Origin of the sequence: Protofrankia sp. BMG5.30 (assembly GCF_001983005.1) — a bacterium.
Classification (GTDB): Bacteria; Actinomycetota; Actinomycetes; order Frankiales; family Frankiaceae; genus Protofrankia; species Protofrankia coriariae.
Genome location: NZ_MOME01000039.1, coordinates 54,701 through 77,622 on the forward strand (window position 1 = coordinate 54,701; position 22,922 = coordinate 77,622).

The following is a 22,922-nucleotide window of genomic DNA, read 5'->3' on the forward strand; positions in this document are numbered from 1 at the left end:
GGCGCGGACGGGCGCCCGCGGGGGTCATGCCAGACTGAGAAGCCAAAGCCGGATCATCGTCCACCGGCTTTCTGGTATGTCGCGCGGATGACCGTCGCGTGCGAAGGTGAGGAGAGGTCAGGCACAGTGGCCGAAAAGCCCGAGGTCGTCGTTATCGGAGCCGGACCGGCAGGTCTTACAGCAGGCTGGGAGCTGGTCAAACGGGATGTGCCCGTAACGGTCCTCGAAGGTGACTCGGTGGTGGGAGGGATCAGCCGTACCGCGCAGCGTGAAGGCTGGCGGTTCGACATCGGCGGGCACCGCTTCTTCACCAAGGTGCCCGAGGTCGAGGCGCTCTGGCACGAGATCCTGCCCGACGAGGACTTCCTGATGCGTCCGCGCTCGAGCCGCATCATCTACGACGGCAAACTGTTCGACTACCCGCTGCGCGCCGGCAACGCCCTGCGTGGCCTGGGTCTCCTCGAGGCCGCGCGCTGCATCTTCTCCTACTTCTGGGTGCGGGTCCGCCCGCCGAAGGACCAGACGAAAATCGAGGGCTGGGTCGCGGCCCGTTTCGGTTGGCGCCTCTACCGGATCTTCTTCAAGACCTACACCGAGAAGCTGTGGGGCGTGCCGGCGAACACGATCGAGGCGGACTGGGCCGCGCAGCGCATCAAGAACCTCTCGCTGCTCAACGCCATTGTGAACGCGGTCACACCGAAGCGGAACCAGAAGGACATCACCTCCCTCATCGAGGAGTTCCAGTACCCGAAGTACGGGCCCGGAATGATGTGGGAGGCCGCCGCGGACAAGATTCTCGAACGGGGCGGGAAGATCGTTTTTGAGGAGAAGGTCCGCGCGATCCACCACGAGGGCGGCCGGGCGACCGGGGTGAGCACGGTGGTCACCGGCGGGTACGGCCCGGGCGCGGGCGCGCCGGAGGCGTCCCGGACCGACATCGGCAGCGAGCACCACTACGACGCGGACGAGATCGTGTCGTCGATGCCGTTCTCCTCCCTGGTCCGCGCGATGGATCCCCCCGCTCCGGAGCACGTCCTGGCGGCCGCGAACGCGCTGCGCTACCGGGACTTCCTCACCGTCGCGCTCGTGGTGCCCGAATCCGCCGGTTTCCCGGACAACTGGATTTACATCCACTCTCCCGAGCTGCAGGTCGGGCGTATCCAGAACTTCGCATCATGGTCGCCCTTCCTGGTGAAGGAGGGACGCACCTGCCTCGGGCTGGAGTACTTCGTCTTCGAAGGTGACGAGACCTGGTCGATGGCCGACGACGACCTGATCGCGCTCGCCTCCAAGGAGCTCGCCGCCCTCGGTCTGGTACCGGCGGACCAGGTGGAGGGCGGTTTCGTGGTGCGCATGCCGAAGGCCTATCCGTTCTACGACTCCGAGTACAAAAAGAACGTCGACATCATGCGCGGGTGGCTCGCCGAGGTCGCTCCGAACGTCTATCCGGTCGGCCGCAACGGCATGCACCGCTACWACAACCAGGACCACTCGATGTACACCGCTCTGCTCAGTGTGCAGAACATGGTGGACGGCACCAACCACGACGTGTGGAGCGTCAATGTCGAGGAGGACTACCACGAGGAAGTCTCCCCTGGTTACACCGGCAACAAAGCGTCGCACTKACCCCAGGTCGCGGGACTGGAGGATCTGACCGTGACCGATATCGCGGTTCGGCCGGTGGAGAACATCCCCGATCCGGCCGACGCGGGCCTGAAGCGTCCTGACCGGGCAGCTGTCCTGTTCAGGGCAGTGCTGTTCGTCATTGTTGTCGCGGCGGTGGTGGCGCGTTTTTCCGCCCGGCAGGCGTTGTGGCTGGACGAGGCCCAGAGCGTGGCCATCGCCCGGCTCCCGCTGACCGGGTCGGGCCCGACGCTGTTCGACGGCCTGCGCCAGGACGGCTCACCACCGCTGTACTACCTGCTGCTGCACGGCTGGATCGAGCTGTTCGGGACCGGCACGTTCGCGGTACGGGCGCTGTCGGCGCTGGTGAACCTGGCCGCAGCCGGGCCGCTGTACCTGCTGGCCCGGCGGGTGGTCGGGGTACGCGCCGCGCGGGTGGCGGTGGTGCTCTATCTCACCTCGCCGTTCGCGCTGTACTTCGCGACCGAGACCCGGATGTACAGCCTGGTGGTGCTGCTGACCGCGGCCGGCGGGCTGGCGCTGGAAAGCACCCTGCGCCGGCGCTCGGCCGGGCCGGCCGTCGCGCTGGCGCTGTGCTCCGGCCTGCTGGCGCTGACCCACTACTGGTGCCTCTACCTGCTGTTCACGGTGGCCGGCTGGCTGCTGCTGGTTACGGTGCGACCACGGCCGGGCTGGGGCCGGCGGGCACCGCTAACCGCTCTCGGCGGCATCGTCGGCGGGGCGGTGGTGTTCGCCCCCTGGCTGGGCGGCTTCCACTATCAGCTGACGCACACCGGGACGCCGTGGGGCGAGCCGGCCACGTTCGCGGCGATCTCGCACGCCTACGGGCAGTGGGCGGGCGGCCCGACCACCGGCGGGCGGACGCTGCTGTTCCTCATCACCGGGCTCGCCGCCGCGGGGATGGCCGGCCGGGCGATCGACGGCCGGTACGTGATGGTGGACCTGAAGGGGCTCGAACCCGGGCGGACGCTGTTCTTCCTGGCCACCCTCACGCTCGTGGTGGCCGTCGCCGTGGGCAAGGTGGTGGGCAACGCCTGGGCCGACCGTTACACCGCCACCGCGTTCGTCCCGTTCCTGCTGGTGATCGGCCTCGGGATGACCGTCATCGTCGACAGCCGGCTGTTCCGGGGCGTCGTCCTGGCGTGCGCGCTGCTCGGGCTCGTCGGCGGCTACACCGACCTCTCCCGCGCCCGTAGCCAGGCCGGACAGGCCGCGGATGTGCTCGAGCGTCTCGGGCGGCCCGGTGACGTGCTGCTGGTCTGCCCGGACCAGCTCGGCCCGGGGCTGGCCCGCACGGTACCGGCGTGGATACGGGTGCACGTCGTCCCGACCTACGCCCCACCCGACCGGGTCGACTGGACGGACTACGAGGACCGCAACACCACCGCCAACGGGGTGGCCGTCGCGGACCGGGCGCTGGCGGAGGCGGGCCCGGGCAACACCGTCTTCCTCGCCGGGTCGGGCGCGTACCGCACCTACGAGACCCTGTGCACCCAGGTGCGCGGACGTCTTGAGGCGCAGCGCCCTCGCGTCGACCAGGTCATGGAACAGGGCCAGTCGGCCAGGGTCTGGGAGAACTTCGCCCTGCTGCGCTTCCAGCCGTAGCCGCCGGGACGCTCTGGTGGATCTTCGGTCGGGCGCGTCGGTGGCCGTTGTCCGTATGACGGTGGCTGCTCACCGAGTGCTCACGCATCGTATGTGCGCCGTGTCCCGGCGGGATGGTGCCGTCCTGCCTCGGCGTCCGCCCGGGCAGACCACCGGGCGGACGCCGAGGCTCACGGCTATCGGACGTCGCTGGCGCGCCGGCCGGGCCGACCAGCACGCCAGGCCACCGCGGTGGCGTGCGCGCTGGCCTGGCGGACAGCCCGAGGAACGGCCTACCGGACAGCCCGTGGGACGGCCTGCGACGTGGCCAGCGTGGTGGCGTGGGCTGCCGTTGCGCGAGGTCGCCCTCGCCTGGCTCGCCGCGCGCGTCGTGACAGCCGCCGCGTACGCGCTGGCCCACTACATCGACGGGCAGGTGCGGGCCGCTCATCCGGACGGCGGCACTGGCACTGGCACCGATGGCGTGGGCACCGGCGGGCTGACGCTGACCGGCCCGMTCGGCTGGGACGCCGGCTGGTACGCGGGTATCGCCGAGCACGGGTACGCCGGGTCCGGCGAGCAGAGCCTGCGGTTCTTCCCCCTGCTGCCGCTGCTGGTGCGTGCGGTCACGATGCTGCCCGGGCTCGGTGGGCACACCGGGGTCCGCGTCACCCTGGTCGTGCTGGTGAACCTGATCGCGTTCGCCTTCGTGGCGGCGCTCGCCCAACTGGCGCGCCGGGAGGGTTTCGGCCCCGCGGCGGTCTCCCGTGTGATCTGGCTGGCCTCGCTGGCCCCACCCGCGTTCGTGCTGGTCATGGGCTACACCGAGGCGTTGTGGGGGCTGCTGGCCGTCGGGGTGTTCGCCGGGATCCGCTCCCGGCGCTGGGAGCTCGCCGCCGTCTGCGGGCTGTTCGCCGGGCTGTGCCGGCCGGTGGGCGTCCTGCTGGTCGCCCCGGTGGCTCTCGAGGCGGCCCGCGGGATCACGGCCGCCGCGACGGCCGACCGGCTGCGGCGGGTGACGGCCGTCGCGGCGCCGGCCGTGGGCCTGGGCGGCTACCTGCTGTGGGCGGGGATCGCCCACGGGGACGCCCTCGCGCCGATCCGGCTGCAGCGGCAGCAGTCGCTGCACGGCAGTTCCTCGAATCCCGCGGCGGTGCTCTGGGAGGCGGCCCGAGGCGCCGTCCACGGCGAGGTGGGCACCGCGCTGCACGTCCCGTGGCTGCTGCTCGTCGCCGTCCTGCTCGTGGTCATGGTGCGTACGTTGCCGGCGTCCTATCCGCTGTGGGCCGCGCTGACCGTCGCCGTGCTCCTGACCGGCAGCAACCTGGACTCCAGCGAGCGGTATGCCTACGGCGCGTTCCCGTTCCTGTTCGTCGCGGCCGCRCTGACCCGCCGTGACGAGGTGTTCCGCGCCGTGTTGACGGCGTGCGCCGCGATGATGGTGGTGTATGCGTCCCTGGCCTTCCTCGGCCTGTACGTACCGTAGGGCTTTTACGTACCGTAACCACGGTACCCGGTAGCCCCCATTTGTCCCCGGGTGCTCTTACAGATTCGTCACACCGGCGGTCCACCTCGTCGTTACGGTKACGTCATGGACGTGGAGTATCAGCGGCTGTACCTGCCGCCCGGGACGGACCGCCGGCAGGCTCTGGCTGTCCTCACCCTGCACGCCGAGTTCGGTGACTGGGAGCTCGAGCGGCTGCGCCTGTTCCCGGACGGCTCCCGGCGTGTGGTCCTGCGCCGCCCGCGTCAGCGCGGCGGGCTGCCGGGCTACCTGCCCACCTGACCGCCGTCGGCCGTCGGCCGTCGGCCGTCGGCCGTCGGCCGTCGGCCGACAGCACCGTCCGCGCCGCGAACCTACCGGTTATGGATAGTAATGACCGCTCCGGCGGCCGGACCGCGCCGCGCGCGTGTCCGGATGCTGACCGTCCCGGCCGCGGAATCGTAGCTGACCAGTCACCATGAGGAACTCTTCGCAGGCCTGCAACCTGGACGGGCCGGCAGGCGTCAGGATGGCTGGTAAGTGGTGGAAACCGCACCAGCCTGCCGGCCCTCCAGGAAGGACCTGCCGTGACGGTCGACAGCGGATCCGTACCACCCGGCGGTGAGCCCGCTCCGAGCGTCCTCGCGCCGGGCGGCACCGTCCCCGACGGCTCACCCGGGCCAGCTGGCACCGGCCCGGGAAACAGCCCGGGGAACCGCCCAGGGAACACAGCGGGCCCACATGATGTGGCAGGCCCGGGAATCCCGGGGAACACGGCGCAGCCCGGTGGCGGCACCGGGCCGGACGGCGAGGCCGGACCGCGGGCGGAGCGGGCCATCCAGGCGACCACCATCGTCGCGGTGGTCGCGGTCGCGGCGGTGGCCGCCTTCGTCTCCTACCGGCACATGCGCGGGGTCGCCCTCGAGCAGGGGGAGGACCGCCTCGCAGCGACGGTCATCCCGTTCAGCGTCGACGGCCTGATCGTGGCCGCGTCCATGACGATGCTGCGGGACCGGCGTGCCGGGCGCCCCCGCTCCTGGCTGTCCTACACGCTGCTGACGCTGGGTGCGTGCGCGTCGCTGGCGGCGAACGTCATGCACGCCGAGCCCACTCTGGCGGCCAGGATCATCGCAGGCTGGCCGCCGCTGGCACTGCTCGGCTCCTACGAACTGCTCATGCGCCAGATCCACGCCGGCCGCGGTACGGCGGGCGGCCGGCGGTCCGCCGACATCCCGATCACGGTTCCGGCGCAGCGCGGTGAGCAACTGGCAGCACGACCGGCCGTGCACCGCGCTGCGCCGGCATCACCGTCGTCGCCCGGCATCCCGGCCGACGGGGTCGGCACGGCCAGCACGGCTGGCACGGCTGGCACGGCTGGCATTGTCACCCGCCCGGACACGGGTATCAACGCCCGGCCGCCCGCGGGCATCCTGGTCGCGGGCATCAGCGCCCGACCGGCCGAAAACCCCGGCGAAGCCGGAAAGCCGAACGAAGACAAGTCCGGCGCGGAGCACAACGGACCCGTTCCGATATCCATGGCGACGGCGTCCGCATCACTTCCTGTTACACTGACCGCACTGGACGCGGCCGGAAAACGCGATGCCATTGTCCGCGCGCTCGAACAGACCGGAGGTGCTGCCACCGATGCCGTCGCGCTGCTGGCCGCGCAGGGGGTGAAAGTCAGCAGAAGCTGGGTCTATCAGGTCCGGAAAGACACCCGTCACCATGACGCCGACACCGTCTCGCCCGCTCTGGTGGCCACCACGAAATCCGACTGACCGAATATCCCGGCCGGTATCCTGGCCGGCATCGGCAGTAATGTCGGACAGAGCTGACAGACAGAACCGACAGGAGACGGCAGCCGCCAGGAACAGCGCCGACCCGGAACAATGCCGGACGAGGACGGCGCCGACGGGTACCTGTGGGTTTTCCRTCGGGTCCGGGCGACGCGGATGGCGCCCCGTGACGTCCCGGACCCGACGATGACACGTCCGCGCTCCCCACCATCGCCGATCAGGAGAGGGCGGCGGACGTCAGGCCGTGCCGAGGCTCAGACCGTGGCACCGGCCATCGTCTGGCAGGAGGCGGCGCACGCACGGCACGCCTCCGCCAGCTTCATCATCTGGGCGTCGCCGGGCATCTTCATGGCCATCTCGGCGCACATGGTACATATGCGCGCACACATGGCACACATTTCCCGGTACATCGACGACATGCGGCACATCATGTCCGCGCAGACCTTCGTGACGGCCGCGCAGTCCATCAGGACACGCATGTTCGCCGCGTCCATCATCGTTCCCGGCATGTCCATGCAGTAGGCAATCGTCTCCTCGCACGTGGTCGAGCAGGACATGCAGTTGTCGATCGCCTTGCGCATTTCATTACTGATCTTCTCGGCATGTTGCACGATGACCCTCCTGACGGTCGCGCGGCGTGAACCGCCGCCTCCGATGGGCACTGCGAACCGCTCACGTCGAATATTCCGCCGTTCCGTGAGGGGCTCGGACCAACGATAAGCCTCGTATGACGAACGCGCATCAGYAACCGTGGCGGTCAACGCCCCCGCGGGCCAATTCAGCGGCGATTCGCGTAACGAAAAGAGCGGCAGAATCGACGTGTTCGCGAATATTAGCGGGTTTTGTTCAGTTCTTTTCCTGTTCCCGGTGCGCCAACGGACACACATTGGTGACACGCCGGCAACAGCACATCGGCCCACCACCGACAGGAACTTCGGCCAGTGGCGGGCCGGCCGAAGTTCTCAGGGCGTCGCGGGATTTGCCGCCGGCGGCAGGTCGCCAACGGGGCCGGGCACCGGGGACGGCCGGAGGTCACCGCCCACAGGTACGGTCATGGCTGCGGGCAGGCGGCTGTGCGGGACGACGGGAACGCCGCCGAGAAAGACCCCCGTCACCGCGTCGGGACGTTCGAACAACGACAGGTCGCCCGGATCCTCGTCCAGCAGAATGGCGTCGAACTCATAGCGTGGGGCAATACGACCGACACTTTCCGAGATACCGCACAGGCGCGCGCCGTTGGCCGTCGCCGCGAGCAGTGCCTCGGACGCCGACAGCCCGCTCTGGCGCAGCCGGGTGATCTCGGCAAGGTTGGCGCCGTGGCGGTCCCGGTGCCGGCAGTCGCTGCCAAGGGCGATCCTGACCCCGGCGTCGCGGGCCACCCCGATCGTGTCGGCCAGCATGGCCCGGGTCACGTGCGCCCGGTCGGCAGCCCACTGGGGCAACTGCCCGGTGTCGGCCAGCTGCCCCAGCTCGTGGTATGGCGACAGGGTGGGGACCAGCGTGACACCACGCCGCGCCATCAGGTCGGCCTCACGCTCCGTGAGACCGATCCCGTGCTCGATCGAACGGACGCCGGCCGACACCGCCGCGTCGACGGCGGCCGCGCCCAGCGCGTGCGCCATGACCCCGCGTCCGAAGGCGGCCGCCTCCGAGACCGCGACGGCGAGTTCCGCGGCGGTGAACTCCGGCAGCGGCTGCCCCGGGCGCACCGACATGATGCCGCCGCTGGCGAAGATGTTGACCCAGTCCGCGCCCGCCCGCACCACCGAGCGGACCGCCGCGCGCATCCCGTCCGATTCCCGGACGACATGCCGGGGCCGGCCGGGATAGTCCAGCGCAGTCAGAGCCTCCGGCGCCTCCAGACCGGGGCCGAGCAGCGCCCCGTCGCCATGGCCTTCCGAGCGGGTCAGCCCGACCACCGAGACCGCCAGYCGCGGCCCGGGGACGTGCCCGGCGAGCAGCGAGTCACGCACACCGGCGTCCGCGCCGCCGGCGTCCCGGACGTACGTCACCCCGGCGGCCAGGGTGCGCCGCAGCATCGCCGCTGTCTGGAAGAAGCGCTCCGACAGCGATGTCGTCATCATCTCCAGCGGATCGTATGTGCAGAGCGTGACATGGGAGTGGCAGTCGATGACGCCGGGCATCAGCCACAGCCCATGCGCGTCGACATCGACCGCGCTGGCGTTCAGCGGAAGATGCGGACGGACGTCAGTGATGTGCCGATTGCATACCGCGACATCCACGGGGCCGTCGAAGTAACCGTGCTCGTCGAGGGCGTACACGCCCCGCAGGACGAACCCGTTCGACAGGGCGGTGCCGTCCCGCCGTGGGACATCGGTGCTGGTGATCGTCATCGTGCCGTTCCTGCCGCTGGAGTCCGGCGTCCACCACTGGATGAATCACTGCCCTGGGCGCGGGGACGCTATGGAGATCACATAGGATATGCCGGCTCGGGCCGGGTACCGCGCTGGGCCCGCTCGGCCAGGCCACACACCGGATCACCGGTCAGGACGATGTGGCGGGGACGACGGCGACGAAGCGCCGGGCGGCAGCCAGGCTGCCTGCTGGCTGCCTGGCAACCGCGACGTCCGAGCGGGCACTCAGATCACGGTCGACAGGCCGTGCTCGACACGCGGCAGGTGTCGATGTACCGGCGGACGGTGAAGCCGCACGCCTGCGCGACGTGGTCGGCCRCAGTACCTGCCGCTGGCTTCAACCTGGCGCTGTACACCTGTACCTCCATTGTCGGCGCCGGTGGATGCGCCGTCACAGACCGAGCCGCCCGGCCCGGCCGTCACCACGGCCCTCGCCCGGACAGCCCAACCGGCCGTGGCGTCCGCCGGTGAGGCGGATACCGTAGTCGATGGTTCCAGTCTGCTCGTGAACGTAACTGACCGTCATTGGCAGGGTCAAGGGCCAGCGACCTGAAGACCGCGTCCGACGGATGTCGGTCGCGGCCCGGCGAACGGTGACCGGCCACCGCCTGACAACCGCCTGACAACCGCCCGATGGCGGTCGACAACGGCGGCCGGCCGTCGTCATCCGACTGTCGCGGCGGTGACCGGCGGGTCCACCGGATGGCGTGCCGGCGCGGCCACCGCGCCGGCTGCCACCGCACCCGCTGCCGTCACGGGGCCCGCTGCCGCTGAACCGGCCGTCGCGTCGCCGTCCGCGCTGTCACCGTTGCGGCCGGCCCGCGTCGCGGCCAGCTCGGCCCGGGCGACGCGCAGCTCGGAGGTGAGCTCGTCGACCTGGCGCTCGGCGCGCTCGGCCCGGGAACGGGCGTCCGCCCTGGCCTCGGCGAGCACGGCCTGGCGTTCGTCCGCGGCCCGGTGGACAGCCTCGAGCCTGCGCTCGGCGTCGGCGTGGACGCGGGCGATCTCGGCGTCCGCGGCGTCGCGCTGGCGTACCAGGTCGGCGTGCAGCCGGTCAGCCTCCGCCCTGGCCTGGGCCGTGGTGTGCTCCAGAGCCTCGGCCCGGGCCAGCGCGGCGTCGCGGGCGGCGGTGGCGGTGGCAACCGCCTGCGCGGCGTCCTGCCGCGCCTGAGCCACCGCCGCGGCGGCCTCGTCACGTGCCGTCCGGACGGCGGCGTCCGCGGCCTGGTGCGCCTGGCGGATCTCCGCGGTCGCCCCGGCGCGGACCGCGTCCAGGCGTGCCTCGGCGTCCTGCCGTGCCGCTTCCGCCACCGCGGCGGCCTCGGCGCGGGCCTGCTCGAGCGCTGCCTGCGCCTGCGCCCGGGCCGCTGCGGACGCGTCGCGTTCGGCTTCCAGAGCGGTGATCCGCTCCTCCAACGTGTCGACCACGCCGACCGCCTCGGCCGCGACGGCCTCCGACTCGTCCCGGGCGACCTGCGCCTCACGAGCGGTCTGCTCGGCGCGCACGGCCCGGGCGATCGCCTCGGCGACGCGCTCGGCCGCCTCCGCCTCGACCGTTTCCACCCGCGCCTCGGTGGCGGCTATGTCACCAAGAGCGGTCATCTCCCGGACGAAGGCGTCCAGCGTCTGGGTGAGGTTGCCGGCCAGCGCGGTGATCTGCTCGGCCAGCACGTCGGCCCGCCCGCGCGCGCCCGCGGCGCGCTCCGAGCCGGCCTTGCCGATGACCACTCCCATCCCGGCCGCTCCCGGCCCGGACTGCCCGGCGAGCTCCCGTCTACGGCGGTAGGCCGACAGCCGGTTGTGGGCGGGATCGTCGCAGTATGCGGGCGGACGCCCCGGCCCGGCCGGGGCGCTCGGCGGCTGGCGGCATCCCGGGTAGGCGCACCGTACCGGTGCGCTCCCGTCGACCGTCGCGTCCTCGGTCATGCTCATCGCTGTCCGTTCTCGCTCCCGGTATCCCGCCCGCACCGACCCGACAAGAATGCACCAGGACGCACGATCAGGGGGCCAGCGGCCAGCGCGGTTTGCGACGGCTCTGCCCCCACCCGGCCCGCCCCGCCGGTTCGGGCGACCGGACGCCGTCCGACGCTCTCTGGCCGGCGTCCGACCAGGCGTCCGGCCGACCSCCGCCCGGTATTCTGCGCCCTTCCCGTCCTCGATCGTCTTTTGTGACGTTCAGTCTCAGCGCACATCGCTGTTTTCACCGTGTAGGTGGATGATGCGGACCCCTACCGGACAGCTTCGCTCACAATCAGTTACTGTCACGCTCCGTGATTGAGGAATTGCGCGCCGGTAGGCGTACAGGTATGGAGGGCAGACCGCCAGGGAGGGCAGCGGCGGCGCGATCATTCTTTCGTGGCCGGGGAACGGCAGCCGATCCGACGACTCCGACCGCTCCGACCGCTCTGACAGGACTGGGGCGCCCGGGAGGAGCAGACAGATCGGATGGGCCGGATGGGTCGCGGCTCCCACTGCGGCGGCACGTCCGGCGAGCCGCCGCAGCGGGCATGCTGGTGCTGCTCCTCGCCACGGTGACCGCCGGGCCCGCGGTGGGCGACACACCGAGCGCCCACGGCGCTCCCGACTCTCACGGCGCTCCCGATGCCCACGGCGCTCCCGATGCCCACGGCGCCCACGGTACGGATGGGCCCGCGCCGGGTGCGCAGGCCGGCACGGCCGGGTCGTACTGGAACGATGTCGCCGGCGAGCCCTTCCACCCGACCGGGCGCGTGCGCACCTACTACATCGGTGCCGACGAGGTCGTGTGGAACTATGCCCCGGACGACCGCAACGACATCACCGGCCAGCCCTTCAGCCCGCAGGAGAAAACCTTCCTCGAGTCCGGTCCGGGACGGATCGGTATGCGATACGTGAAATGCCTCTACCGCGGCTACACCGACGCCGGCTTCACCACGCTGGTGTCGCGCCCGCCGCAGGACGCGTACCTGGGCCTGCTGGGGCCGACGATCCACGCCGAGGTCGGCGACACCATAAAGGTCGTATTCCGTAACGGATGCCGGATCCCCGACAGCGTGCATCCCCACGGGGTCTTCTACACGAAAGCCAGCGAGGGGGCGCCGTACGCCGACAACACCTCCGGCGTGGACAAGTACGACGACGCCGTTCCCACCGGCGGCCGGCACACCTACACCTGGCTGGTGCCCGACCGCGCCGGCCCCGGCCCGCACGACGGCAGCTCTGTGATGTGGATGTACCACTCCCACACCCAGGAGGTCAGCGACACCGCCGCCGGCCTGATGGGCACGATGGTCATCACCGGCAAGGGGCTGGGCCGCCCGGACGGCAGCCCGAAGGACGTCGACCGCGAGATCGTCGCCCTTTTCGAGATCATGGACGAGAACCGCAGCCCGTACCTGGAGGAGAACCTCCGCCGTTTCGCCCAGCCGCCCTATCCGCCGCGGGACGACGCGAACTTCACCAGGTCCAACCGGCGGCTGGCCATCAACGGCTACATCTTCGGCAACGGGCCGATGATCACCATGAGGAAGGGTGAGCACGTCCGCTGGTACGTCATGGGCATGGGCGGCGAACAGGACCTGCATACCCCGCACTGGCACGGCAACAGCGTGCTGTGGAGCGGCATGCGCATGGACACCGTCCCACTGCTGCCCGCCACCATGGCCACGGCGGACATGGTGCCCGACGACGTGGGGACCTGGCTGTTCCACTGCCACGTCAACGAACACCTCCTCGGCGGCATGATCACCCGCTATCAGGTCCTCACTCCCGACGGAAAACCCGGCCCGTCCTCAGGCTCGGCAGGGTCGGGGGCGGCGGGAGCGGGGACGGGGGCGACGTCGTCGTCCGGCTCGGCATCCGCGGCGTCGGCAGGCTCCCCGTCCACGAAGATGCCGATACCGGCAGGCGGCGTACCAGCCGGCGAAGGCGGCACCGCCCACCCCTCGCCCTTCCCGATCGTCCCCGTACTGATCGTTTTCATGATGGCGCTGGGCGCCCGCAGACTCGTCGTCCGCCGCCGCACCACCCCCTGATCCCGGCTCCGCGGACCACCTGACCCCCGACGGTTCCGCCCAGCCCAGCACACGGCCATCGCAGGTGTCCCGGCCCAGCCCCACCCGGGACACCTRCATCCCCCACACCACCAAACCAACCCAGCTCCACGCGACAAGGCCAGATGCACCGCCTCCATTTCGTCGGTCTGTGAGCCGGTAGGCGGATAGCCTGGTGCTCTTCCGAGCGCTGATAGACAGAGGTAGATTGACCGCGGTGTTTTCCCTGGAAGATCGTCTGCCAGCCGATCGGGTTGCGCCTCGGCGGGCTGGGACAGGCACACCGATTCGCCGCCGAGGTCGGGAGCGTCGTCTACAAGCCGTTCCGGGTAGCACCACTACGCAGTCCTGGCGGCGAACAACTGACGATGTACGTCCGTGAAGCGGATCCGGCAGAGTTCGACGATTCGACCAGGCTTACCGCCCACATGTTCCAGGCGCGCCTTGACAAGATCGCAGATATACGGGTAACCGTCATAGGATCGCATGTCTTTGCGATCCTATGACGGTTAACTACTTGACTGGCGTGCGAATTTCATCCTCGATGACGATCGCTTCCAGTTCCTGCTGCAGTCCCGCGTTCCCGGGCTGGCCTACCGCGGATCATTCCAGTCTTCCGACCGGGACGCGACCTTCCGCACCAGCGACCCGGAAGGATGGGTATACGCCTATATCGACGACAACGATCTGCTGCGAATCCGGGAAGGCGACAACGGCGCACCCGTCTGGAAAATCATCGAGAACACCGCACACACCTGGGACCGTCTYGGCCGCCCAGACCTCAACGCCTTCCACCTCACCGTAACCTCACACCAGCAGACCCTGACCGCCCCCGGCGAGGAAACACAATGGCGAGTATTCTTCTGACGCTTTTCTAAACCAGCCAGTCGGAGCGTACGCCGACTCCCGCACCCGCCGATCAGCCCGCCATATCACGGCACTCGGCGTCAGCCGTCGCCATCGCTCAGGCGGCGACGGATGTCGGTGTCGCTGAGGTTGTGGGCAAAGCACCAGGACGCCAGCCGTCCGGCGATCGCGTAGAGGATCTGGTCGACGGCGACCCGGCCGGCCAGCGAGACCACCAGCCCGGCCCGCTCCCCGATACCGGCGACGAGCTGGGCGGCCAGGGTGGACTTCCCGCCCCCGCCCATCCCGTGGATCACCACTCCGGTCTGCGTCCCGGCCTGCTCGCCGCGTAACACCCGGGTCAGGGTGCGCAGCTCACCGCGGCGGCCGACGAACTCCCCGACCCGGCGGACTACGATCCCGTCGGCCAGCACCGGCTCCGCCGGCTCGATGATCGTCTCGAAGCCGGCGGCCGGGTCGTAGAGCGGGATCGCCGGGCCGCGCAGGAACAGCGCCGGGGTCGCCCACTCGACCAGTCCGGCCCGCAGGTCCGAGATCGGCAGGGCCTGCCGGTCGGCCTCCACCGCCCGGCGGGCGTCCGCCAGCGCGGCCAGCGGGTCGGGCACGGCCCGGTCGGCGAGCTCACCGTACAGCCGGGAGACCAGCTCGGTGGCGTAACGGTCAGTGACAGACGCCGTCATGGCCAGCACGGCGGGCACCCCGTGGGCGAGCAGCCCCCGGGCGAGCCCCGGCAGGAACCCCTCCCCCGTGTCCCCGCTCTCCCGGCCGTCGCGATCCTCCGGCTCGCCGCTGCCGGCGGCGCCACCACCGTCCTCAGGACCGTCACCGGCGTCGGTGGCGTGGGCCCGGGTGGCTGTCCGGGCGGTGGAGCAGCCGGCGAGCACGACCAGCGGCACCCCCTGGCCGGGCACCAGCACCTTCTCGGCGAACGTCTCGGTGTCGACCGGGTCGGCGTCGCCGGAGTCGGTCTCCAGGACCAGCCGGCCGGGCTCGGCATGGCAGGAGATGTGCAGGATATGGAACCGCTCCTGCTTCAACGCGTCGTGGATCGCCGTCCGGCTGCCCTCGTTCAGGATGCGCACGTACGCCGCGCCGCGGCGGCGGGCGTCGTCGACCGCGTCCAGGATGCGGGCCAGCTCGGCTTCGTAGTCCAGCAGCTCACCGCCGCCCCGCTCCGGGCTGGCGATCACCGCGAGGATCCGCAGCGGCCCGGGGATTCCCATCGCCGGGGCGGCACCCAGACCGGTCACGACCCGGTGCAGGTGCACCGACGGGTGCGGCACCAGCGGCCGAGGGTCACCGGGCAGGGTCAGGGTCTCCCACGGCAGATCCGCCAGCCCGGCCCAGCCCGTCCCAGACCGGCCGGCGATGTCCTGACCGGTCCGGCCGCCACCGTCCTGCCCGGCGCTATCCTGCCCGCCACCGTCCTGCCCGCCACCGTCCTGCCCGCCACCGTCCTGCCCGCCACCGTCCTGCCCGCCACCGTCCTGCCCGCCACCGTCCTGCCCGCCACCGTCCTGCCCGCCACCGTCCTGCCCGCCACCGTCCTGCCCGCCGCCGTCCTGACCAGCGCTGTTCTGTCCGGCACCGTTCTGCCCGCTGCCATCTTGGCTGGCGGCGTCCTGGCCGGCGATCTCGAGGGCGAGACGCAGCGGCACCCCGCCGCGCACGGCGGCCTCACGCTCCCGGGCCAGGGCGTCGGCCACGGCGGCGGGCAGGAACCGCTCGCCGAGCATCCGCCCGGCCGCGCGTAACCCGGTGTCTACCGGATCCGCCGACATCGTTGCCGCCGCGGTGGCCGCCGCCTTCACCAGCAGCCCGCCGGCGGACGACCGGCGGGCACCGCACCCGCTCCAGTTCACGCAGCACCTGGACAGCCGACCAGTCCAGCCCACCCGGCCGGCCCTCGGTGACGGTGCCGTCCGCCCTGGTCAGGGCCACACCATCCGGGCTGATCCGCAGGGTGGCGGCGAGAGGGCCCTCCGCCCGGTAGGCCAGCCCCGGCGGCGGCCGCACGGTACCGTCCACCTCCGGGCGGGCCCGCCGCTCGCCGCGCAGCGCGGCGACCAGCTCACCCACCCGGGTGGTGTAGCCGGCCGGGTCGTGAGCCTGCCGGAAGTCGACATACACCCGGGCGGCCAGGAACGGCGGCAGCTCGGCATCCCTGAGCAGCACCGGGATCAGCCGCTGCCTGCCGGCGACCGCCCGGGTCAGCATCGCCGCATGCTCCTCGGCCACCCACGGCCGGGCCAGCGCGTCCGGACTGACCACCAGAATCCCGTTCGCGGACGTACGGATGCCCTCGTCCAGCCGATGAACGAGYACATCCCCGGCCGAGATCTCCCACTCGTCGTAGAACACGTGCAGGCCGGCGCGTTCCAGGTTCTCCGCGAGTACCCGCACCCACTCCTGGTCGGCGTGCCCGTAGGAGACGAAGACGTCGAAACCGCCGGCCATCCCAACCCCCCGTACACCGTGACGCGACGACGCTCTGCATCGTAATGCCCTGATCGTCGCTGTTGGCGGCCGGCCGGCCACCGCGATCCGGCCAGCGTGACCGGCATGGCGCGGTCGGCACGGCTGGCGCGGAGCCCGGGCGGTCGGGCCGCTCGACGCCTCGGAGCGGGCGCGGGAGGCACGGCGACGCCAGGAGCAGCACGATCAGCGCAGATGCCCGGCAGGGAGAGCCAGCACGAGCATGCCCGCCTGGCGGCGGCGGGGAAGGGCTGGGACGGTCAGGTGCCGGTGGCGCTGTCGGAGCCCACCGTCGGGGCCGAGGCTGACGATGCGGACGAGGCTGACGGCGAGTAGGCGCGACCCTTCCAGGCGGCGCCTCGGCCGCGCCAGTGCGCCACGGCCGAGTCCACGGTCATCAGCGTGTACAGGGCGGCGATGGCGGGCAGGGCCACGGCCGTCCACACCGGCTGGCGGTAGTAGCGGAGCATCGGGACGTAGGTGGCAGTCATGATCGCCCAGGTGGCGAGCCCGGCGATGCCGGCGACCAGCGCGGCCGTGCCCCCGGCGCCCCCGGTGCCCGCGCCGGCGGCGTCACCGCCACCGGCGAGAGCCCCCGCCAGCCCGATCACGGCCGCCGCCGGCGGCAGCAGGTAGGTCAGCACCAGGCCGACGACGGTGCCGGCGAGCAGCACGGGCGAATGCCGCAGCTGGGTGTACGCGCTACGGGAGATCATTTTCCACAGGTCGGCGAGCCCGGGGTACGGGCGGACGCTGCGCACACCCCCGGGCCCGCGGTCGGCCAGGCCCAGCCAGATCCGTCCCCCGCCGCGCTTGACGGCCTTGGCCAGCGAACAGTCGTCGATGACCGCGCCGCGGATGGCGGCGATCCCACCGGCGCGTTCCAGCGCGGCACGGCGCAACAGGACGCACCCGCCGGCCGCCGCCGCCGTGCGCGCCGTCGGCCGGTTGGCCCGGCGGAACGGGTAGAGCTGGGCGAAGAAGTAGACGAACGCCGGGATGACGAGCCGCTCCCAGCGGTTGCTCGTGCGCAGCACAGCCATCAGCGACGTGAGGTCGAGCCCGCGACCGGTGGCGTGGCGGACCAGCCGGGTCACCGAGTGCGGGCCGTGAGCGATGTCGGCGTCGGTGAACAGCAGCCACCGCGCGTCGGGCCCGGCCGCGCGCACGCCCTGCTCCATGGCCCACACCTTGCCCGCCCAGCCGGCCGGGCGCGGCTGGCCGTCGACGACCGTCAGCCTGTCACCAGCACCCGCGGCCCGGCCGATGACGCGGGCGACATCGCCGGTACCGTCGTCGCTGGAGTCGTCGACCAGCAAGATCCGCAACCGTCCCGGGTAGTCCTGCCCGAGCAGGGCCGGCAGGGTGTGCGGCAGCATCTCGGCCTCGTCCCGGGCCGGCACGATCACGGTGATCGCGGGCCAGCCGCCGGGCGGCTCGGGCCCGCCGGCCGCGCCGGTGGCAGCGGCGTCGAGCCGGGTGTCGGTCCGCCAGAACATTCCGTGCCCGGCCGCGAGGACCAGCCAGACCAGCATCGAAAGCACCGCGCACGCCGCCAGCGTCATCATGCCGGTCAGCCTCGCAAATCAGCCGGCCGCACGCGCCCGTCGACACGGCTGTGTGGTCAGTTCCTCCCACCATGACCTGTCAATGTCCCAATCCTCCGGGTCATGATGCCCGTGCCACGGCACCCGGCGTCGCGGCACCCGGCCGGCGTCGCGTCGCCTCGGGAAGGTCACAGGCAGGCCGCTGGAAGATCGCGGGTAGACGGCGTCCCGCGCCCGGACGGCATCCCTGCCGTCCGGGCGCGGGACGTGCCAGGGCAGGCCGCGAACGGCCTCCACTCGTCAACACTCCGGCAGCCCTCCCCGCGGGACGTGCCAGGGCAGGCCTGGCAGCGGCGGCACAGGGATGACAAGGGGAACGGCGGCGCGGTATCGAATTCCCCGGGCTCCTTCCGGTGACGGGTTTGGCGCGCATCGGGTACACGCGTCGGCCGCGCGAGCCGCCCGGACGGCACGGGCGGGCGCGGGCGGGTACAGCGGCGCGAGCAAGGCGAACACGATACACGCCTTCCACACCGCCGCCAGCCCCCGGCAAGCGCTTTCTCCGCGCGGCGCTTCCGGCCATGCGACGGCTGCGTCGAAGAGCACCCCTCCGGCCACTGTCACGGCCTTCCACGATCGTCTCGACCGCCTTCCCCGGCCATTTTCGGCGAGCTTCCGACGGGCATTTCCATGTTCATTTCCATGAACATTTCCGTGACGGTGGTACCGGCGGTCACGAATTCGGCCCGACCATCCACGCCGCGCGCAGGAACACCCGGCCGGAATCGTGACGATATCGCCACGCTTCGCCGGCGTCACATGCCCGTCCAGATAATGAGCGCGCGGGCGCGCGCGTTACCGGATGACCGGTGCGACAATCAACATCAGAAATAAGGTGTGCTCATCTTCACGGCCGTCCGTCCCCTCTTGCTTTCCAGGTCGGACCCGTGCGTATGGTCTGCGCCGTGCCTTCGCGAAGAAGGCACCCGTCGGGCGACACGCCGAATCCTGCCCCGGCCGACGGAAGCCAAACCAATGGCAGGAGCGGGGGAACCAATTTTTGCGGGCGTCGCGCATCGGACGTCCTTGGGGTGAAGCCGCGGAACGCGGCCGGGCAGTCCCAGCCCGAACCCGACAGCTCACCTCGCAGGCGTGGGGAAGGACATCATCATGTCCCAGACACGTACTCGTGACGGACATACGCGTGACGGCGCGACCAGGCACAGCAGGCGGCGTAACCGCGTGGGAATCAGGACCCGCACCCGCGCGATGATCGCCGTTCCGGCTGTTGTCGCAGCCATCGGCGGCAGCGTCGCGGTATCCCAGCCAGCAAACGCGGCACCGGCCTCGGACCAGGTGCTCTCCGCCATCGCACAGTGTGAATCCGGTGGCAATCCGCGCGTCGTCAACGAGATCGGCGCCGGTGGGCTGTTCCAGTTCCTGCCACCCACCTGGCGAGGTGTCGGCGGGTCCGGTCTGCCGCARCAGGCCAGCCCCGAGGAGCAGTGGAAACGCGCTCGTATCCTCTACTCGCAGCAGGGCACCGGACCGTGGTACGCGTCCAAGCACTGCTGGTCCGGAAAGATCGGCTGACCGTCCACCGACGGCACGGCCGCATTCTTTGTTCTTTCCCTGCTCTTTCCATTTCTGTTTCTGGTTTCATGCTCGGGCCTCCCACCGGACCGGCTTCGCTGATCCGGTAGACCCGGACGGCCCGTGCCCCAGGTAACCATCTGGTTCGTCCCGGGGAGTCGGCGTCATCCCGGTGGAGATCGGACTTCGGTCGGATCTCCACCGGGCGCCCGGCTGTGACTCCTGACCGGTTTCAGAGACGGAAGCGGTCCCGGTCCACCCGGCCGAGCGGTGGGCGGCTGCGTTCGAGCTCCAGCCCTATGTCGACCAGATCGATCCGCTCGAGAGCATGGACCCCTTCAAGATCGACCCATGCGGCCTGGTCAGTCGAACCGCCCACCTCGTAGCGAAGCTCACCGGCCACCACCCGGGCGGCGTAAATGACCCGCAGGGTCTGCTGGTCGGCTTCTACACCCACCGCACGCTGAAAGTTCCGGCGTATCGAGTCTAGACCGAGCAGGGATTCGATCACGACGTCGTATCCGGTTTCCTCCTCGACCTCGCGGATCGCCGCGGCAAGCGGATCCTCCCCGTGATCGAGCCCGCCGCCGGGCAGCGTCCAGAACGTCTGACCCGCGCCGGCGAAGCGCGCGAGCAGCACTTTACCGTCCCGGATGCAGACCACATATGCCGCGAGTCTCAGCTCCCGGGTGAGAACCGGCTGTGCCTCCCCGTCCTCCAACAACCCACTCACCTTTGCGGCAACTCCTTCCGGCAGCGACAACCGACTCCGTCCGCCCACCCCCGCACCCAGCCGTTACGACTGTATTCGCGTGCGGCGCGGAGGATCGGCGTTCCACCGGACGGGAGAGCCAGCGGGATGCCAGTTCTCGGATCCGTCTGCCGGCCAGCTCGCCCCCACCAGGTCAGCCGGCGGGCGGCGTGTTGAGCGCGACGAGCAGGTCGGTCGCTGTCGCCTGCTCCCGTGCCGAGCCGATCGGCTGCGCCACCAGTTCGGTGACACCGGCGCTCGCCAGCCGCCGGATCTGCCGTTCGACGGACGCCTCGTCACCGAGGATGACCGTCTCCCCCGGGCCGTCCACACCCTCCCGGTCGAGGACGGCCCGGTAGCTGGGCAGTTGGCCGACCATGGCGAACCGTTGCGCGACCCACTCCCGGCGCGCGTCGGCGTCCGCGGTCACACAGACGAAGCTGAGCGCCACCACCCGAGGATCCGGCCGTCCCGCGGCGCTGGCGGCTCGGGTGATCGTCGGCACGATGTGGTCGGCGAGGGTCGCCGGGCCCGTCCACGTGGTGACCGTGCCGTCGGCGAACTCACCGGCGGTCCGCAGCATCGCGGGGCCGAGCGCGCCGATCAGCAGCGACGGCGGCTTGCCGCCCGGCACGTCAACGGCGCCGACGGCGGTGAGGGACGCGCCCTGGTGGGTGACGCTCTCCCCGTGCAGCAGCGGGACCAGCACGGACAGGTACTCCCGCAGGTACGCCACGGGCCGATCGAACGAGTAGCCGAACTGGCCCTCGACGATGGGCCGATGGCTCACCCCGATACCCAGGGTGAGCCGATTGCCCACGGCCGCCTGCACCGTCAGCGCCTGGCTGGCGAGCACCAGCGGATGGCGGGGATAGGTCGGCACCACCGCTGTCCCGACCTCGATACCGGATGTCTCCCGGCCCACGACCGCCAGCGCGGTGAGCGCGTCCCACCCGCCGAACTGGGTCATCCAGGCGCTGGCGAAGCCGGCCTTCGCCCCGTCACGGGCCGCCGCCACGACCGCGTCCAGTGACCGCCCCTGATCGTCCAGGTATATCCCGACACGCATCGGATCCTGCTTTCGCTCATATATGATCATCAGTAGGCTCGGTATCGCCGGACGCGGTGAGACTGATTACTTTCAGTAACTTCACGGCCGCCTACGTGACCATGCGGTACATCGCTCGCAGGTGGCCACCAGCCGTCGGCCGCACGGATACCTCGGAGGGTGCGCGGCCAGGAAGCCCGCCCGCGTCCCAGGCGTCCAGTCATGATCGTGAGGTTGGCRCCCAGGTGCGGGGAGCGCGGACGATTCACATAAAGTGAGTGTCCCTCCGGCTACCGGTCAGCTTCGCCATTTCGGCTGTGGCCCCGCTGTGGTCCTCACAACGCCCACGCCCGCGCCGCCTACGACACCGAACGGCAACGGCATCAGCGGAGCACGCGTCTGCTGGCTTCGACCGGGGCGAGCGCGGCTGGTGGAGGCGAGGGCAGCGGGCCAGCCCGGTAGCCCACACCCTGAAGGTCACTGGCCGACGCCGCGGCGTCGGAGGCGAGGATTGTCACCGTGACGAAATTCTTCCTGATCCTGCACGTTCTGGCCGCTGTCCTCACCATCGGCCCGGTCRCCGTCGCCGCCAGCATGTTCCCTCCGGCCCTGCGTCACGCCCAGGCCAACCCCGGCGATCCGGCCGCTGTCGCATCCCTGCGCATCCTGTACCGCATCTGCTCGGTCTACGCCCTCGTCGGTGTCGCCGTACCCGCCCTCGGGTTCGCCACCGCGGGTGAAATGGGTGTCACGGGCAACGCCTGGGTGATCGCCTCGATCATCCTCACCGCGGGCGCGGCCATCGTCCTGGCTCTGCTCGTCCTGCCCGGCCAGCGCGACGCCCTCCATGCCGTCGACGCCGCCGCGCAGGCCACGGCGAGCGCCGACGCCACCGCTGCCCTCGACGCACGGGCCGGCGCACGCCTGGCAATGCTCACCGGATCCTTCAACCTACTCTGGGTGACTGTCACCATCCTGATGATCGTCAGGCCCGGCTCCACCACCGGAGCCTGACCCACCCGTAGGTGAAAACCGCCATCCCCCCAGCCGAAACCACCTACACCCGTGGCAAGCGTAGGTAGAAACCGCTACCGAAACGACGGAAACCACCTATGCTTGTCCGCGGACAGCCTCCTACAGCAATGCCGCTAAGATAAGATCCGCCCGGTGATCATTATCGTTGGAGCGAAACGCACGCCTCCGTCGGATGACTTCTTGGTCGGGAAGTTGTGTCGGTTTCCTTTCTTGCTGACGCGAGGGTAGCGTCGGGGTCTGCGCTCCCGTGTGATTCGTTCAAGGATCTCGGCGATGGCTCTGGTGATCGCCCGCGCGAGTGTCGAGGGGGGAAAAGGCCGCCTGATCGGTGATCTGGCGGCGGACGATGTTCAGGGTTCGTTGGAACGAGAGCCGGTCGGGGTCGATCCCGTCGGTGTCAGCGGCCTCGACCATGAGCGCRCGGATTGCGTAGTGGGCGAGGAGGAGTCCCCAGAACTCCTGACGGACCATCTTCGGGGATTTTGAGCGCAGTCCCGCACCGGGCGCGAGAAGCTGCGTTTCGATTTCTTTGAGGGACAGCTCGTATTCCCAGCGCTGCTGGTAGACAGCGGCGAGTTCAAGAGCCGTGGCGTCGGCCGGGTCGAGGATGGTGGTGACGAGCCGGAACGTTTCCGAGGATGTGCCGTCACCCGTCGCGACGGTGTACTCGATCACCCGGACGGGGATGTGGCT

At 70.7% G+C, this 22,922-nt stretch carries 16 protein-coding genes, 1 pseudogene and 1 riboswitch; of the genes and pseudogenes, 7 read left to right on the forward strand and 10 right to left on the reverse strand.

Annotated features, from left to right (window positions below; genetic code table 11):
• Positions 1–87: 87 nt before the first annotated feature.
• From BL254_RS29600 to BL254_RS19340, 4 genes are all read left to right on the forward strand, one after another.
• Positions 88–3,249, forward strand: coding sequence for an FAD-dependent oxidoreductase (locus tag BL254_RS29600; protein WP_371390961.1), 3,162 nt, complete (start codon positions 88–90; stop codon positions 3,247–3,249).
• A 286-nt stretch (positions 3,250–3,535) separates the two neighbouring features.
• Positions 3,536–4,714 carry a mannosyltransferase family protein gene (locus BL254_RS19330; RefSeq protein ID WP_254858304.1) on the forward strand — a complete coding sequence of 393 codons (1,179 nt, stop codon included), beginning with the start codon at positions 3,536–3,538 and terminating at the stop codon, positions 4,712–4,714.
• 105 nt (positions 4,715–4,819) lie between these two features.
• Positions 4,820–5,014 (forward strand): DUF5703 family protein, encoded by a 195-nt coding sequence (locus BL254_RS19335; RefSeq protein WP_013873594.1) that lies wholly within the window; start codon positions 4,820–4,822, stop codon positions 5,012–5,014.
• Positions 5,015–5,298: 284 nt separating this feature from the next.
• Positions 5,299–6,489, forward strand: coding sequence for a DUF2637 domain-containing protein (locus tag BL254_RS19340; RefSeq protein ID WP_235433569.1), 1,191 nt, complete (start codon positions 5,299–5,301; stop codon positions 6,487–6,489).
• A gap of 272 nt (positions 6,490–6,761) precedes the next feature.
• On the opposite strand, the gene BL254_RS19345 is transcribed toward BL254_RS19340, so the two are convergent.
• The 3 genes from BL254_RS19345 to BL254_RS27330 all read right to left on the reverse strand — a co-directional run bounded on the left by BL254_RS19345 (position 6,762) and on the right by BL254_RS27330 (position 10,814).
• Positions 6,762–7,118: a four-helix bundle copper-binding protein gene (locus BL254_RS19345; protein ID WP_013873592.1), complete on the reverse strand. Its 357-nt coding sequence runs from the start codon at positions 7,116–7,118 to the stop codon at positions 6,762–6,764.
• Between the two features lie 351 nt (positions 7,119–7,469).
• The gene (locus BL254_RS19350; protein WP_047223505.1) at positions 7,470–8,861 is read right to left on the reverse strand and encodes an amidohydrolase family protein; all 1,392 of its coding nucleotides are present in this window, start codon (positions 8,859–8,861) and stop codon (positions 7,470–7,472) included.
• A gap of 684 nt (positions 8,862–9,545) precedes the next feature.
• Positions 9,546–10,814 carry a hypothetical protein gene (locus tag BL254_RS27330; RefSeq protein WP_052914664.1) on the reverse strand — a complete coding sequence of 423 codons (1,269 nt, stop codon included), beginning with the start codon at positions 10,812–10,814 and terminating at the stop codon, positions 9,546–9,548.
• A 575-nt stretch (positions 10,815–11,389) separates the two neighbouring features.
• Here BL254_RS27330 and BL254_RS19360 point away from each other — a divergent pair.
• The gene (locus BL254_RS19360) at positions 11,390–12,895 is read left to right on the forward strand and encodes a multicopper oxidase domain-containing protein (protein WP_052914663.1); all 1,506 of its coding nucleotides are present in this window, start codon (positions 11,390–11,392) and stop codon (positions 12,893–12,895) included.
• Between the two features lie 965 nt (positions 12,896–13,860).
• On the opposite strand, the gene BL254_RS19365 is transcribed toward BL254_RS19360, so the two are convergent.
• From BL254_RS19365 to BL254_RS19375, 3 genes are all read right to left on the reverse strand, one after another.
• Positions 13,861–15,561 carry a CHAT domain-containing protein gene (locus BL254_RS19365; RefSeq protein WP_175648421.1) on the reverse strand — a complete coding sequence of 567 codons (1,701 nt, stop codon included), beginning with the start codon at positions 15,559–15,561 and terminating at the stop codon, positions 13,861–13,863.
• Positions 15,458–16,237 (reverse strand): toll/interleukin-1 receptor domain-containing protein, encoded by a 780-nt coding sequence (locus BL254_RS28625; protein WP_052914662.1) that lies wholly within the window; start codon positions 16,235–16,237, stop codon positions 15,458–15,460. Before BL254_RS28625 ends, BL254_RS19365 begins: the two co-directional genes overlap by 104 nt.
• Positions 16,238–16,515: 278 nt before the next feature.
• On the reverse strand, positions 16,516–17,823 hold the full coding sequence (locus BL254_RS19375; protein WP_076844421.1) for a glycosyltransferase: 1,308 nt from the start codon (positions 17,821–17,823) through the stop codon (positions 16,516–16,518).
• A 968-nt stretch (positions 17,824–18,791) separates the two neighbouring features.
• A riboswitch (cyclic di-AMP (ydaO/yuaA leader) is annotated at positions 18,792–18,968 on the forward strand.
• 103 nt (positions 18,969–19,071) lie between these two features.
• Between BL254_RS19375 and BL254_RS19380 the strand changes: the two genes are divergently transcribed.
• The gene (locus tag BL254_RS19380) at positions 19,072–19,395 is read left to right on the forward strand and encodes a transglycosylase family protein (RefSeq protein ID WP_047223537.1); all 324 of its coding nucleotides are present in this window, start codon (positions 19,072–19,074) and stop codon (positions 19,393–19,395) included.
• Positions 19,396–19,627: 232 nt separating this feature from the next.
• Here BL254_RS19380 and BL254_RS19385 read toward each other — a convergent pair whose 3' ends face one another.
• The 3 genes from BL254_RS19385 to BL254_RS29005 form a co-directional block, all read right to left on the reverse strand.
• Positions 19,628–20,128 (reverse strand): NUDIX hydrolase, encoded by a 501-nt coding sequence (locus BL254_RS19385; RefSeq protein WP_047223503.1) that lies wholly within the window; start codon positions 20,126–20,128, stop codon positions 19,628–19,630.
• A 172-nt stretch (positions 20,129–20,300) separates the two neighbouring features.
• Positions 20,301–21,215: an LLM class F420-dependent oxidoreductase gene (locus BL254_RS19390; protein WP_047223502.1), complete on the reverse strand. Its 915-nt coding sequence runs from the start codon at positions 21,213–21,215 to the stop codon at positions 20,301–20,303.
• A gap of 362 nt (positions 21,216–21,577) precedes the next feature.
• Complete coding sequence (locus BL254_RS29005) at positions 21,578–21,712, reverse strand: hypothetical protein (protein WP_256386263.1); 135 nt, start codon at positions 21,710–21,712, stop codon at positions 21,578–21,580.
• A 1-nt stretch (position 21,713) separates the two neighbouring features.
• On the opposite strand from BL254_RS29005, the gene BL254_RS19395 reads away from it, so the two are divergent.
• Positions 21,714–22,208: a hypothetical protein gene (locus tag BL254_RS19395; RefSeq protein WP_076844422.1), complete on the forward strand. Its 495-nt coding sequence runs from the start codon at positions 21,714–21,716 to the stop codon at positions 22,206–22,208.
• Between the two features lie 279 nt (positions 22,209–22,487).
• Here the strand turns inward: BL254_RS19395 and BL254_RS19400 are convergent.
• Positions 22,488–22,922: pseudogene (locus BL254_RS19400) on the reverse strand (IS4 family transposase); the annotation flags it as partial.

What these genes read in the sequence shown, in the direction of transcription:
- BL254_RS19365 (WP_175648421.1), bottom strand. Translation starts at nt 15,561, where the DNA reads ATGTCGGCGGATCCGGTAGACACCGGGTTACGCGCGGCCGGGCGGATG.
- BL254_RS19360 (WP_052914663.1), top strand. Translation starts at nt 11,390, where the DNA reads ATGCTGGTGCTGCTCCTCGCCACGGTGACCGCCGGGCCCGCGGTGGGC.
- BL254_RS19390 (WP_047223502.1), bottom strand. Translation starts at nt 21,215, where the DNA reads ATGCGTGTCGGGATATACCTGGACGATCAGGGGCGGTCACTGGACGCG.
- BL254_RS19375 (WP_076844421.1), bottom strand. Translation starts at nt 17,823, where the DNA reads ATGATGACGCTGGCGGCGTGCGCGGTGCTTTCGATGCTGGTCTGGCTG.
- BL254_RS27330 (WP_052914664.1), bottom strand. Translation starts at nt 10,814, where the DNA reads ATGAGCATGACCGAGGACGCGACGGTCGACGGGAGCGCACCGGTACGG.
- BL254_RS19335 (WP_013873594.1), top strand. Translation starts at nt 4,820, where the DNA reads ATGGACGTGGAGTATCAGCGGCTGTACCTGCCGCCCGGGACGGACCGC.